We start from the raw sequence: 13,925 nt of genomic DNA, 5'->3' as shown, positions 1-13,925 counted from the left end.
CGAAGGGCCGCGGCGCAGGCTCCCGCGCCCGCTCCGGTCAGCGGGAGAGGACGGCCAGCGCCTCGACGTGGTGCGAGTTCGGGAAGAGGTCGAACGCCTCGAGGCTGGTGAGCTCGTAGCCGGCCTCGCGGAAGTACCCGATGTCGCGCGCGAGCGCGACCGGGTCGCAGGCCACGTAGGCGACGCGCTCGGGTGCGAGGCCGGCGATGCCCGCGACGACCTCCTTGCCGGCGCCGGAGCGCGGCGGATCGAGCAGCGTGACGCCGCGCGAGAGCATCTCGCGATCGAGGTCGGTCGCCTGGTGGGCGAGGCGCGCCAGGAAACGGTCGACGCGCGCCGTCACGGCCTCGGCCCCGAACATCTCGAGGTTGTAGCGGGCGTGCGCGGTGGCACGGGCCTCCGACTCGACGGTGGTGATGCGCGCGCTGCCGGCGAGATCGCCCATTGCCGCGGCGAACAGGCCGACGCCGCCGTAGAGGTCGAGGTGCCAGGCGTCGCTCGACAGCTCGCCGAGCGCGGCGCGCACCGCCGAGTCAAGGGTGGCGGCCGCGGCGCGGTGCACCTGCCAGAACCCGCCCGCGTCGACGCGGAACTCGCGATCGCCGACGACCTCCTGGATGACCTCCGGTGCCGCCTTCTCCGGACGCGGCGCGAAGCGGCGTCGCTTGTCGCCGGTGAAGGCGGGACGACGGATGGTGCGCACCTGGCCGTCGGACGGCTGCACGAGATCGAGGCGGCCCTCCGGGGCCTTGCGCACGGCGAGCGCGACGGCCTCGATGTCGAGGGTCGCGAGCGGGTGCGAGGTCACGGGGATGATCGTGTTGCTGCGCGCGGCGTACGGGCCGATGCGGCCCTCGCCGTCCACATGCAGGCTGATGCGCGTGCGATAGCGGGTGCCCTCCTCGGTGCCCTGCACGGCAGGGTGATCCGCACCGAGCACCTCTTCCGGACCCCGGACGGTCACGTCGAGGGACGTGCCCGCGAACTTCTCGAAGGCTTCCGAGAGCACCTGCGCCTTGAGGGCGCGCTGACGCGGAAGGGCGATGTGTCCGAAGTCGGCGCCGCCGGGACGCTGCTCGGGTGCGTGGGCGATGTCGGCCTGCTCCCAGACGTGCGCACGGCGATCGGGGGACGCATCGAGCACCTCGAGCGCCTCCGCGCGCGCGAACGACTTCTTCACGTCGGTGATGCGCACGCGCACGGTCTCGCCGGGAAGCGCGTCGGGCACGAACACCACACGGCCTTCATGGCGCGCGACGAAGACTCCCCCGTGCGCGACGCCGGAGATGTGGAGGTCGATCGTGTCACCGCTCTGCATGGGTCCATCCTCCCAGGCCGCACCTGTGCTTATGCCCGTCTCTCGGGCGATCCGGATCCGCGGCCTCAGAACGGCAGCAGCACGGGCACGAGCGCCTGCTCGGGGGTGATGGGGCTACGTCCGCACGGTCCAGAGAGAGGTCCACGAGACGCCGAGCTCGCGCACGAGGCGGCGCACGGTTGACAGCGACATGCCCACGACCGTGGACGGGTCGCCCTCGACGCGGTCGATGAACGCGCCGCCCAGGCTGTCGACGGTGAAGGCGCCCGCGACGTGCAGCGGCTCCCCCGTGCTCACGTAGGCCGCGATCTCGTCGTCGTCGACGTCGGCGGCGAAGGTCACTGCGGCTTCGGCGACCGCGTGCGCCTCGACCGGATCGGCATCGTCCGTCACGCGGAAGACGCTGTGGCCCGAGTGGAGCACTCCGGTGCGTCCTCGCATGCCGCGCCAGCGCTCGGTGGCCGCCTCCGGCGTGTACGGCTTGCCGTATACAACGCCGTCAAGCTCGAACATGGAGTCGCCGCCGATGACGATCCCCTCGAAGCCGGGATGCTCCGCGCGCACGCGGGCGGCCACGTCGGCGGCCTTGAGGCGCGCGAGCAGCAGCACGTGCTCGGCCGGCGGCAGCACCCGATCCTCGCGCGCCTCCGTCTCGGCGATCACGGCCTCCTCGTCCACCGCGGGCGCGAGCGTGAGGGGCTCGATGCCGGCCTGCCGCAGCAGCATCAGGCGGGCGGGGGACGTGGAGGCGAGACAGACCTGCATGCGTTCACGGTAGCGGTCCGCCCCGGCATCCGAACGGGACGACGGATCCGGGCGTTGGATGCCACCCCACACGTTCTCGACGTTTTCTTGTCGAGGGTCCGCAAAGACCGCGCCCCCGCCGTCGGTAGGCTGAAAATCATGTCTGCCATCGCCAAGGTGCTCATCGCCAACCGCGGCGAGATCGCCGTCCGCATCATCCGCGCGGCCCGCGACTCCGGGATCTCGTCTGTCGCCGTCTACGCCGACCCCGACCGCGACGCGCTGCACGCACGCCTGGCCGACGAGGCCTACGCGCTGGACGGCGCGACCAGCGCCGACACCTATCTCAAGATCGACAAGATCCTCGCCGTCGCTCGCCGTTCGGGCGCCGATGCGGTGCACCCGGGCTACGGCTTCCTCGCCGAGAACGCCGACTTCGCCCGCGCGGTCATCGCCGCCGGCCTCATCTGGATCGGCCCGTCTCCCGAGGCCATCGAGGCCCTCGGCGACAAGGTGACCGCGCGCCGCGTGGCCGAGAAGGTCGGCGCCCCCCTGGCCCCGGGCACACCCGGCCCCGTCGACACGGCGGAGGAGGTCGTGGCCTTCGCCCAGGAGGTCGGCCTGCCGATCGCCATCAAGGCGGCGTACGGCGGCGGCGGCCGCGGCCTCAAGGTCGCGCGCACCATCGAAGAGGTGCCCGAGCTGTTCGAGTCGGCCACGCGTGAGGCGATCGCGGCGTTCGGGCGCGGCGAGTGCTTCGTCGAGAAGTACCTCGACAAGCCGCGCCACGTCGAGACCCAGTGCCTCGCCGACGCCGAGGGCAACGTCGTCGTCATCTCGACGCGCGACTGCTCGCTGCAGCGCCGCCACCAGAAGCTCGTCGAGGAGGCGCCCGCGCCGTTCCTGACCGACGAGCAGAACGCCAAGCTGTACGAGGCGTCCAAGGCGATCCTGCGCGAGGTGGGCTACACCGGCGCGGGCACCTGCGAGTTCCTCATCGGCGCCGACGGCACGGTCTCCTTCCTCGAGGTCAACACCCGTCTGCAGGTCGAGCACCCGGTCTCCGAGGAGGTCACGGGCATCGACCTCGTGCGCGAGCAGTTCCGCATCGCCGCCGGCGGCCTCATCGACTACGACGACCCGAAGCCGGTCGGCCACTCCATCGAGTTCCGCATCAACGGCGAGGACCCGGGCCGCGGATTCCTCCCCCAGCCCGGTCCGATCCACGTCTTCAAGACCTTCGGCGGCCCCGGCATCCGCCTCGATTCGGGTGTCACCGCTGGCGATGAGATTGGCGGCTCCTTCGACTCGCTGCTGGCGAAGATCATCGTCACCGGCAAGGACCGCGCCGAAGCGCTGCAGCGCTCGCGCCGTGCCCTCGACGAGTTCGAGGTGGCAGGCCTCCCCACGGTGCTGCCCTTCCACCGCAAGGTCGTGCGCGACCCCGCCTTCACCGCCGAGAACGGCGAGTTCGGCGTCTACACGCGCTGGATCGAGACCGAGTTCGTCAATGACATCCCCGCGTGGGACGGCGAGCTCGAGGCTCCGAAGCCCGCGGAGGGTCGTCACACCGTGGTCGTGGAGGTGGCCGGCAAGCGCCTCGAGGTGTCGCTGCCCGACCGCATCGCGCAGGCATCGGGCACCGCGGGCCGCCCCGCCATCGTGCCGCCGTCGCGCCGCAGCCACGGCGGATCGCCCGTCGCGGGCGGCGCCTCCGGCGACGCGGTCAAGTCGCCCATGCAGGCGACGATCGTCAAGGTCGCGGTTGAGGAGGGGCAGTCGGTCGTCAAGGGCGACCTGGTCGTCGTCCTCGAGGCGATGAAGATGGAGCAGCCCCTGCAGGCGCACAAGGACGGCGTCATCAGCAAGATCGACGCGACCCCGGGCACCACGGTCGCCGCGGGACACCAGCTGCTCCACATCAGCTGACGTCGCGGTACACGCGAAGAAGGCCGGATCCATCGGATCCGGCCTTCTTGCTCTCTCGCGCTCAGGCGAACGCGCGGTCGAAGCCGAGGCTGCGCGCGATGATGCCGAGCTGCACCTCCGTCGAGCCCTCGCCGAGGGTGAGGATGCGCGAGTCGCGGTAGTGCCGGGCCACCGCGTTCTCGTTCATAAATCCGTAGCCTCCCCAGATCTGCGTCGCATCGGCGGCGTTGGCCATCGCGGCCTCCGATCCGATCAGCTTCGCCAGCGACGCCTCCGTGGTGAACGGGATGCCCGCATCGATGCGGCGCGCGGCATCGTGCATCACCGCGCGAGCGCCCGCGACGCGGGCCTGCATCCGCGCGATCGTGAACGCGATGTGCTGGTTGTCGCCGATGGGACGCCCGAACACCTGGCGCTTCTTCGCGTAGGCGACGGCCTGCTCCAGGCATCCCTGGGCGGCGCCGACGCAGAGGGCCGCGAACGCGACCCGCCCCTCGTCGAGCACACTGAGGAAGTTCGCGAAACCGCGTCCGCGCTCCCCGAGCAGGTTCTCCTCGGGCACCCGCACGCCGTCGAACACAAGCGGGTGGGTGTCGGAGGTGTGCCAGCCGACCTTGTCATAGGCCGGCAGCGCCGTGAAGCCCGGCGTCGGCACGGGAACGATGATGGTCGACAGCTCGGGTCGGACGGATCCGTCCGGTCCGCGGCGCTCCCCGGTCACGGCCGTGACCGTGACGATGCTCGTGATCGGCGTGCCGGAGTTCGTGATGAACTGCTTGGTCCCGTTGATCGTCCACCAGCCGTCCGAGAGCGTCGCGGTGGTCTTCGTGGCGCCCGCGTCGGATCCCGCCTCCGCCTCGGTGAGACCGAAGGCGGCGAGGTTCTCTCCCCGCGCCAGCGGCGGCAGGTAGGTGCGCCGCTGCTCCTCGGTGCCGAAGCGATACAGCGGCATGGCCCCGAGGCCGAGGCCGGCCTCGAGCGTGACCGCGATCGACTGGTCCACGCGCGCGAGCTGCTCGACCGCGACGCACAGGTGCAGGTACGACTTGCCCTGACCGTCGTACTCCTCCGGCAGGGGCAGACCGAACAGGCCCATCCGCCCCATCTCCTGGATGATCTCGACGGGCAGGCGCCGCTCGGTGTCGTACTCGTAGGCGGCCGGGGCGACCACCTCGTCCGCGAACTCGCGCACGCGGTGCGCGAGCTCCTGCAGATCGGGTTCGAGCATCTCGGTGCCGGGTACGGCGGCGCGGGTGGGCGTGACGATCGACATCGTCGTCTCCTTTCACGGCGCAGGGCTTGTGGCCCCGCGGGGTTCGCGCGCGAGGATGCCGCGCGCGTGTCTGAGGACCGGCTCGTCGACCATGCGGCCTTCGAACCGGAAGACGCCTCGGCCATCGGCCGTGGCGCGGGCGGCCTCCGCGAGCACCGCGCTCGCCCACCGCAGCTCGCTGTCGGAGGGGGCGAAGGCATCGCGGATCGCCGCGACGTGCGACGGATGGATCGCCGCCTTGGCCGCGAAGCCGCTCGCGGCCGCGTCTTCGGCCTCGGCGCGGCAGCCGTTGATGTCGGCGATGTCGAGGTGCACGGCGTCGATCGCCGCCACCCCCGCGGCGCCCGCCGCCAGGAGGACGGCCGTCTGCGCGTGCACGGCGACGGCGCGGTACGCGCCCGAGGCGTCGCGGCTGGAGGTGCCGCCGAGCGAGGCGACGAGATCCTCCGCGCCCCACATCAGCCCGACGACGCGCGGATGGGCCGCGATCTGCGGGGCGTTCACGACCCCCGCGGCGGTCTCGCACAGCGCGATCACCCGGAGAGCGCCGAGTGCATCGATGTCGGCGGGGCGCTCGGTCTTCGCGAGCATCACCGTGCGGTAAGGCGAGCGGAGCACCGCCGCCAGATCCTCGGCGAGCAGACCCGACCGGGCGTCGTTGACCCGCACGATCGTTCGGGCGGGATCGAGCGCCGAGGCGGCGACGCCCTCGCGTGCCGCCTGCTTGGCCTCCGGTGCCACGGCATCCTCGAGATCCAGGATCACGGCATCGGCCCGCTCGGCGGCCTTCTGATACCTGTCGGGGCGATCCGCCGGGCAGAACAGGATCGCCGGCCCCATCTCGAGACGCGGTGCGGAGGTCACGCCGGTCTCCCCTGCATCAGCACGGCCCGCACGGCCCGCGCGACGACGATGCCGTCCTGGTTGCGCCCGATGTGCTCGAGCGTGACGATCCCCTGTCCGGGCCGCGAGCGCGAGGGACGCGTCTCGAGCACACGGGTCTCGCCGTAGAGCGTGTCGCCGTGACGCATCGGAGCGGGGAACTCCACGAGCGAGAAGCCGAGGTTCGCGACGATGGTGCCGTTGGTGAGCTGTCCCGTGGACATCCCGACGATCGTCGCCAGCGTCATCATCGAGTTCACGAGCCGCTCGCCGAACTCGGTGCCCGCGGCCCAGTGCGCATCCAGATGCAGGGCCTGGGTGTTCATGGTGAGGGTCGTGAACAGCACGTCGTCCGCCTCGGTCAGGGTGCGACCCGGACGATGCTCGTACACCACCCCCGTCTCGAACTCGTCGAACCAGAGCCCGCGCTGGGTGATCCGCCGTTCCTCGGCCATCACGCCCCCTCCCCTCGAGGAGTGACCGCGGCCAGCTCCTGGCCCCGCGTCACGGTCTGTCCGAGCACGGCCGACAGTGCGACGACGCCCGCCAGCGGCGCACGCAGCACGTGCTCCATCTTCATCGCCTCGACGCTCACCACCGCGGCGCCCTCCTCGACCTCTGCGCCGTCTGCCACGTGCACCGCCACCACCGTGCCCGGCATGGGCGAGGCGAGGCCCGGTGCGCTGCCGCTCCGGCTGCGGCGCGCGGGCGCCGAGCGGACGACCAGGCGGTCACCGTCCGGTCCGAGCACCCACAGCCCCGCGCCGTCCGCATCGGTCAGCACCTCCACGCCAGCGAGCTCGCTCAGGCGCATCTCGTGCGAGACGCCACCGCGCTCGACCCGGGCGCGACCGCCCTGCGCGTCGAGCGTGACGGTCGCGGTGCCCTCTCCGTCCGCGTAGCGCAGCACCGCGCCGCGAGCGCCCGTGAGGCGCCATCCGTCCGCCCGCCAGGCGCCCGTCGCGGCCGGCAGATCGTGACGCGCGCAGGCGGCGAAGGCGGCATCCGGCACCGGGTCGGCCGCGAGAGCGGGGGCCTCGCGGTCGACGATGCCGGTGTCGAGCGCCCCGGCGACGACCGCCGGCAGCGCCAGCAGGCGCCGGAGGAACCGGACGTTCGTCACGACTCCCGGGAGGCGCGTCTCGGCGAGCGCCCCGTCGAGCGCCGCGAGGGCGTCGTCGCGGTCGGCGCCGTGGGCGATCACCTTGGCGAGCATCGGGTCGTAGTCGGCGCCGACGACGGTGCCCGCCTCGACACCCGCGTCGACGCGCACGCCGCGCGGCCACCGCACATCGATCAGGCGTCCGCCGGTGGGGAGGAAGCCCGCGGCCGGGTCCTCCGCGTAGATCCGCGCCTCGATCGCGTGGCCCTCGAGACGGACGTCCGCCTGGGCGAGGGCCAGCGGCTGGCCGGCCGCGACCCGCAGCTGCTGCTCGACGAGATCGACGCCGGTGACCAGCTCCGTCACGGGGTGCTCCACCTGCAGGCGGGTGTTCATCTCCATGAAGAAGGGCTCGTCGGGGTGCGCGGCCGAGACGATGAACTCCACCGTGCCGGCTCCCGTGTACCCGACCGCGCGCGCGGTCTCGCAGGCCGCCCGGCCGATCGCCGCGCGCTGGGCCTCGTCGAGCAGCGGGCTCGGCGCCTCCTCGATGACCTTCTGATGACGGCGCTGCAGCGAGCACTCGCGCTCGCCGAGATGGATGACCGCGCCGTGCGCATCCGCGAGCACCTGCACCTCGACGTGACGAGGCTCCGCCACGAAGCGCTCGATGAACAGGGTGTCGTCGCCGAACGCCGCCGCCGCCTCGCGCCGGGCCTGCGCCAGCGCGGCCGGCAGCTCGCGCGGGTCGTCGACGCGGTGCATGCCCTTGCCCCCGCCGCCCGCCGACGGCTTGACCAGCACCGGGTAGCCGACCTCGTCAGCCCCCGCGATGAGGGCCGGGTCGTCGAGACCGGGGCGCGCGATGCCCGGCACCGTCGCGACGCCGCGGGACTCGACGGCCTCGCGGGCGCGGATCTTGTCGCCCATGGTGTCGATCGCCGCGGGTGAGGGCCCGATGAAGACAAGCCCCGCGTCGGCGCACGCGCGGGCGAACGCCGCGTTCTCCGAGAGGAAGCCGTAGCCGGGGTGCACGGCCTGCGCACCCGTGGCGATCGCGGCCGCGATCACGGCCTCGCCGTCGAGGTATGAGCGACGGGCGTCGGCGGGGCCGATCCGCACCGCCGTCGTCGCCGCGCGCACGTGCGGCGCGCGTGCATCGGCGTCGGAGTAGACGGCGACGGAGGCGATGCCCATCCGATCGAGCGTGCGGATGATGCGCAGCGCGATCTCGCCCCTGTTCGCGATGAGGACCGTGTCGAACATCCTGTTCTCGTGCATGATCACATCCGGAAGACGCCGTAGCGGATGTCGGGGAGCGGCGCCTGCCCCACGACGTCGAGGGCAAGACCCAGCACCCGGCGGGTGTCGGCGGGGTCGATGACTCCGTCGTCCCACAGGCGCGCGGTCGAGTAGTAGGGAGACCCCTGCTGCTCGTAGCGGTCGCGGATGGGCAGCTCGAAGGCGGCCTGCTCATCGTCGGACCACGAGCCGCCCTCGGTCTCGATCTGCTCGCGCTTGACGGTCGACAGCACACGCGCGGCCTGCGGACCGCCCATCACCGAGACCCGGGCGTTCGGCCAGAGCCACAGGAACCGGGGGTCGTACGCGCGCCCGCACATCGAGTACGTGCCGGCGCCGAAGGATCCGCCGATCACGACCGTGAGCTTCGGCACCCGCGCACAGGAGACGGCGGTGACCATCTTCGCGCCGTGCTTGGCGATGCCGCCGCGCTCGTACTCGGCGCCGACCATAAAGCCGGTGATGTTCTGCAGGAACAGCAGCGGGACGCCCCGCTGATCGCACAGCTCGATGAAGTGCGCGCCCTTCTGCGCGCTCTCGGAGAACAGCACGCCCTGATTCGCCACGATGCCGACGGGGTGTCCGTGGATGCGGGCGAACCCCGTGACGAGAGTCGTGCCGAAGCCCGCCTTGAACTCGTGGAATGCGCTGCCGTCGACGATCCGCGCGATGACCTCGTGCACGTCGTAGGGCGTCTGCAGATCGGCCGGGATCACGGCGGCGAGCGTCTCGGGGTCCACGAGCGGATCCTCCGCGGCAAGCACCTCCCAGGGGGCCGCGGGGGTGGGCGGCAGCGTCGCGACGATGTCGCGCACGATGGCGAGGGCGTGCTCATCCGAGTCGGCGAGATGATCCGCGACGCCCGAGACCGTGGTGTGCAGCTCTCCGCCGCCGAGGTCCTCGGCCGAGACGACCTCGCCCGTGGCCGCCTTCACGAGCGGCGGGCCGCCGAGGAAGATCGTGCCCTGCTCCGCCACGATGACGGTCTCATCGCTCATGGCCGGCACGTACGCGCCACCGGCGGTGGAGGATCCCATCACGCAGGCGATCTGCGGGATGCCCGCCGCGCTCATCGTGGCCTGGTTGTAGAAGATGCGGCCGAAGTGCTCGCGGTCGGGGAACACCTCGTCCTGCATCGGCAGGAACGCGCCCCCCGAGTCGACGAGGCTGATGCACGGGAGGCGGTTCTCCCGGGCGACCTGCTGAGCGCGCAGATGCTTCTTGACGGTGAGCGGATAGTAGGTGCCGCCTTTCACCGTGGCGTCGTTGGCGATGATCATGCAGTGCCGACCGGAGACGAGCCCGATGCCCGCGATGAGTCCCGCGGCGGGCGCCTCATCGTCGTACATGCCGTTCGCCGCGAGCGGGGCGACCTCGAGGAACGGGCTGCCCGCATCGAGAAGGAGGTCGACGCGCTGGCGCGGCAGCAGCTTGCCGCGTGCGGTGTGCCGCTCGCGGGCCCGCTCCGGTCCCCCGAGCGCCGCGCCCTCGAGCCGCTCGCGCAGGTCGGCCACGAGCGCGCCCATCGCCTGGGCGCGCTCGTGCGCGTCGGCGCCTCCCGTGTCGACCGCCGTCGTGAGCCGCTCCATCGCCGTCCTCCGCTCCCCGCTGACCGATCCGCTCACACCTGCGCCAGCGCCAGGCCCGGACGCTCGAGCATCCTGCCGACATCGCGCACGAAGGCGCTGGCCTCCCGCCCGTCGATCACGCGGTGATCGAACGAGACCGTGATCGTCATGACCTCGCGAAGCGCGATGCCGTCGCCATGCGCCCAGGGCATCCGGCGCACCGCCCCGAGTGCGACGATCGCCGACTGGCCCGGGGTGAGCAGCGGGATCCCCCCGTCGACCCCGAAGACGCCGACGTTCGAGACCGTGATGGTCGACGAGGTGAGCGCGGCGAGTCCGATGGACCCGGTGCGCGCTTCGGACGCGCGGGCGGCGATCGCCTCGGCGAGCGCGGCCGCGTCGAGGTGGTCGGCGTCGTCCACGCTCGCGACCAGCAGGCCGCGATCGGTCGCCACGGCGATGCCGAGGTTGAGCCGGTGGTGGAACTCGATCTCCTCGGACTCCGCATGGAAGGTCGCGTTCACGCCGGGTGTGCGGCGCGCGGCGAGGAGGATCGCGCGGCACGCGAGCGAGAGCAGCGTCGGGGCGGGCGCGCCCTCGGACGCGAGTTCGCGGGCCAGGCGCAGCGTCTCGGTCACGTCGACCTGCTGGAAGCAGGCGGCGTGCGGCACGGCGAGGGCCGCGGTCATCGCCTTGGCCGTCTGCTTGCGCAGTCCCGTGACGCGCTCGCGTCGCGATGCCGGAGCGGCGGTCGCGGGTGCGGCAGCGCGGTCGAGATCCTGTCGCGTGACCACACCGCCCTCGCCCGTCGGCACAACGGCCGCGAGATCGATGCCGCGCTCCTTCGCGAGTCGTCGCACGGGCGGGAAGGCCCGCGCGGGGCGCCTCTCCTCGCGCACGAACGGCGCCTGGTCGAACGTGCGCGGAGCGCGCGTGGGTGTGCGTCCGTCGGACACCTGCACCGACCCGACGAGCACGGCCACCCGTTCCGCCGGGGCGTCGGCGGGCGCGCTCTGCTCCGCGGCGGGCGCGCTCTGCTCCGCGGCGGCGGGCTCGCTCTGCTCCGCGCCGGGCTCGCTCCGGGGCGCAGGAGGCTCGGCGGGAGCGGGCTCAGCCTCGGCGGGCTCGCTCTGGGGCGCGGGAGGCTCGGCGGCGGGCTCCCCCTCCACCTCGTACTCGACCAGCGGCGCGCCGACCTCGACGGTGTCGCCCTCCGCGGCATGAAGGCGGCGGATCACCCCCGCGTACGGGCTCGGCAGGTCGACGACCGCCTTGGCGGTCTCGACCTCCGCGATCACCTGATTGAGCGAGACCTGCTCGCCCTCCGCGACCTTCCAGGCCACGATCTCGCTGTCGGTCAGCCCCTCACCGAGGTCCGGCAGCCGGAAGACGACGGTCATCGTGTGCTCCCCTCGAGAACGGCGCCCTCGCGCATCAGCTCGCGCGACGAGCGGCGGCCGAGCACGCGGTCGACGGCATCCAGGATGCGGTCCAGGCTCGGCAGGTAGTGGTGTTCGAGCGCCGACGGCGGATACGGGGTGTCGTAGCCCGTCACCCGCTCGGGCGCGGATTCGAGCGAGGCGAAGGCGCGCTCGACGACGCTCGTGATGAGCTCGCTCGCCACGGACACCTCTCCGGGCGCCTCGTGCGAGACGACGAGCCGTCCCGTGCGCTCGACGCTGGCCACGACGGTGTCGATGTCCAGCGGCGAGATCGATCGCAGATCGATCACCTCGATCTCGATCCCCTCGGTGCGGGCGGCGCGCGCCGCATCGAGCGCGGTCTGCACCACCGGCCCGTAGGTGGCGAGCGTGACATCGCGTCCTCGGGTGAGCACCCGCGCCGAGTCGAGATCGCGGGTGAGCGCGGTGTCGACCTCGCCCTTGGACCAGTACCGCGCCTTGGGCTCGAGGAAGAGCACGGGGTCGTCGCTCGCGATCGCCGCGCGCAGCGTCGAGTAGGCCTCCTGCGGGTCGGACGCCGTCACAACGCGCAGACCCGGGGTGTGCGCGAAGTACGACTCGGGCGACTCGCCGTGGTGCTCGACCGATCCGATGCCGCCGCCGTACGGAAGCCGGATCGTGATCGGCATGCGCACACGCCCCTGCGTGCGGAAGTGGAGGCGGGCGACCTGGGCCACGATCTGATCGAACGCGGGGAACACGAAGCCGTCGAACTGGATCTCGACGACGGGGCGGACGCCCCGGTACGCCATCCCGACGGCGGTGCCGATGATCGCGGACTCCGCCAGCGGCGAATCGATCACCCGGTCTGCGCCGAAGCGGGCCTGCAGTCCGTCGGTCACCCGGAAGACGCCGCCGAGCCGTCCGATGTCCTCCCCCATCAGCACGACCGAGGGATCCGCTTCGAGGGCATCGCTCAGCGCGAGCCCGACCGCGCGCCCGAGCGTGAGCTTCTCGGCGCTCATCGCCGCGGCTCCACGCTCGCCGCGAATGCCAGGTGCTCGGCGCGCTGGCGCTCCACGCGCCTCGTCGGGGCGACGTAGACGCTGTCGAACATGGTCTCGGGCGCCGGAACGGCCACGCGCGCCGCGCCCTCCCGCAGCTGCGCGGCGATCGCGTCGCAGCGGATGACCGCCTCCTCGCGGATCCGCTCCACGGGCGCCCCGATCCGTTCCAGATGCCGCTCGAGGCGCTCGATCGGGTCCTTCTGGCGCCACGCGGCGACCTCCGCCTCATCGCGGTAGCGGCCGGGATCGTCCGTGGTCGTGTGCGGACCCATCCGGTAGGTCACGGCCTCGATGAACGTCGGGCCGTCCCCGCGGCGGGCGCGATCCGCCGCGATGCGAACGGCGGCGTGCACCGCCATCACGTCGTTGCCGTCGACGCGCAGCCCCGGGATGCCGAAGCCCCCGGCGCGCTGGGCGAGCGGCGTCCCCGACTGCACGCGCACGGGCTCGGAGATCGCGTACTGGTTGTTCTGGCAGAAGAAGATGACCGGGGCGCCGAAGGAGGCCGCGAACACCATGGCCTCGTTCACGTCTCCCTCGCTCGTGGCGCCGTCGCCGAAGCACGCCATCGCGATGTCGTCCCCGCCGGCGCGGCGCGCGGCCATCGCGTAGCCCGTCGCGTGCAGGGTCTGCGCGCCGATGATGATCTGCAGCGGTGCCAGGTGATGGGCGAAGGGATCCCAGCCCGACAGCGCCGTGGCCTTCCACAGCGCGAGCTGCTCGACGGGGTCGACGCCGCGCAGGATCGCGAGGGCGTGCTCCCGGTACGAGGTGAAGAGGAAGTCGTCGTCCCGCAGCGCGCGGAGGGCGCCGACCTGGGCGGCCTCCTGGCCGCGCAGCGGGGGCCAGAGGGTGAGCTCGCCCTGGCGGGTGAGGGCGAAGCACTCCTCGTCGACCCGGCGGATCACCGCCATGTCGACGTACAGATCGGTGAGCATCGACTCGCCGATATCCGCGAGGGCATCGTCGAGCACGGGGCTCGCGTGCCGCGAGCCGTCGGGATCGAGCACGCTGAGCGGGTTCTCGAGCCCTTCGACCGACTCGGTCCGGGGTACGGGGAGGGAGATCGACATTCGCGGAACCTCCTTGTTCGCGCTGCGCTTCGTGGGCGCTGGATCGTCCGGGTGTGGACAGGGCACACGCTACGCCTGCCCAGCAGAGCGAGCAATGGAATCCCCAAACGCAGGGCAGATTGCTCATCCTGATGCGACGTGCGCTGCGGATCGCCTCAGATCATGCGCGTTTGCGCCTCCCGCCTGTGCACCTCGCGCGCACGCCGGCGGGCATGCGAAACGGGGCCGGATCCGTGCGGATCCGGCCCCGTTCAGCGAACGCGA

General features: G+C 72.4%; 11 protein-coding genes. 1 reads left to right on the top strand and 10 read right to left on the bottom strand.

Features of this window, described 5'->3' with window-relative positions; translation table 11 throughout:
* Positions 1-37 precede the first annotated feature (37 nt).
* Both J5V96_RS15785 and J5V96_RS15780 read right to left on the bottom strand, forming a co-directional pair.
* Entirely contained in the window at positions 38-1,318 is a 1,281-nt protein-coding gene (locus J5V96_RS15785; RefSeq protein ID WP_208505171.1) for a class I SAM-dependent RNA methyltransferase, read from the bottom strand.
* A gap of 114 nt (positions 1,319-1,432) precedes the next feature.
* Positions 1,433-2,083, bottom strand: a complete 651-nt coding sequence (locus J5V96_RS15780; protein ID WP_208505169.1) for a Maf family protein — start codon at positions 2,081-2,083, stop codon at positions 1,433-1,435.
* 138 nt (positions 2,084-2,221) lie between these two features.
* Between J5V96_RS15780 and J5V96_RS15775 the strand changes: the two genes are divergently transcribed.
* Entirely contained in the window at positions 2,222-3,991 is a 1,770-nt protein-coding gene (locus J5V96_RS15775; protein WP_208505167.1) for an acetyl/propionyl/methylcrotonyl-CoA carboxylase subunit alpha, read from the top strand.
* Between the two features lie 61 nt (positions 3,992-4,052).
* On the opposite strand, the gene J5V96_RS15770 is transcribed toward J5V96_RS15775, so the two are convergent.
* The 8 genes from J5V96_RS15770 to J5V96_RS15735 are packed head-to-tail and all read right to left on the bottom strand — an operon-like array spanning position 4,053 to position 13,661.
* The gene (locus J5V96_RS15770; RefSeq protein ID WP_372439956.1) at positions 4,053-5,219 is read right to left on the bottom strand and encodes an acyl-CoA dehydrogenase family protein; all 1,167 of its coding nucleotides are present in this window, start codon (positions 5,217-5,219) and stop codon (positions 4,053-4,055) included.
* Positions 5,220-5,276: 57 nt separating this feature from the next.
* Positions 5,277-6,104, bottom strand: a complete 828-nt coding sequence (locus J5V96_RS15765) for an HpcH/HpaI aldolase/citrate lyase family protein (RefSeq protein WP_208505271.1) — start codon at positions 6,102-6,104, stop codon at positions 5,277-5,279.
* Positions 6,105-6,124: 20 nt separating this feature from the next.
* The gene (locus J5V96_RS15760; RefSeq protein ID WP_208505163.1) at positions 6,125-6,601 is read right to left on the bottom strand and encodes a MaoC family dehydratase; all 477 of its coding nucleotides are present in this window, start codon (positions 6,599-6,601) and stop codon (positions 6,125-6,127) included.
* The gene (locus J5V96_RS15755; protein ID WP_236014954.1) at positions 6,601-8,529 is read right to left on the bottom strand and encodes an acetyl/propionyl/methylcrotonyl-CoA carboxylase subunit alpha; all 1,929 of its coding nucleotides are present in this window, start codon (positions 8,527-8,529) and stop codon (positions 6,601-6,603) included. The genes J5V96_RS15760 and J5V96_RS15755 overlap by 1 nt, the downstream gene beginning before the upstream one ends.
* Before the next feature lie 2 nt (positions 8,530-8,531).
* On the bottom strand, positions 8,532-10,139 hold the full coding sequence (locus J5V96_RS15750; RefSeq protein ID WP_208505161.1) for a carboxyl transferase domain-containing protein: 1,608 nt from the start codon (positions 10,137-10,139) through the stop codon (positions 8,532-8,534).
* A 32-nt stretch (positions 10,140-10,171) separates the two neighbouring features.
* Positions 10,172-11,518 (bottom strand): dihydrolipoamide acetyltransferase family protein, encoded by a 1,347-nt coding sequence (locus tag J5V96_RS15745; protein WP_208505159.1) that lies wholly within the window; start codon positions 11,516-11,518, stop codon positions 10,172-10,174.
* Positions 11,515-12,546 (bottom strand): alpha-ketoacid dehydrogenase subunit beta, encoded by a 1,032-nt coding sequence (locus J5V96_RS15740; protein ID WP_208505157.1) that lies wholly within the window; start codon positions 12,544-12,546, stop codon positions 11,515-11,517. Before J5V96_RS15740 ends, J5V96_RS15745 begins: the two co-directional genes overlap by 4 nt.
* Positions 12,543-13,661 (bottom strand): thiamine pyrophosphate-dependent dehydrogenase E1 component subunit alpha, encoded by a 1,119-nt coding sequence (locus J5V96_RS15735; RefSeq protein WP_208505155.1) that lies wholly within the window; start codon positions 13,659-13,661, stop codon positions 12,543-12,545. The genes J5V96_RS15740 and J5V96_RS15735 overlap by 4 nt, the downstream gene beginning before the upstream one ends.
* Positions 13,662-13,925 lie beyond the last annotated feature (264 nt).

The organism is Microbacterium stercoris (assembly GCF_017592545.1).
GTDB lineage: Bacteria > Actinomycetota > Actinomycetes > Actinomycetales > Microbacteriaceae > Microbacterium > Microbacterium stercoris.
The sequence above is the reverse complement of the archived record's forward strand: the minus strand, read 5'-3'. Positions and strand labels throughout refer to the sequence as shown.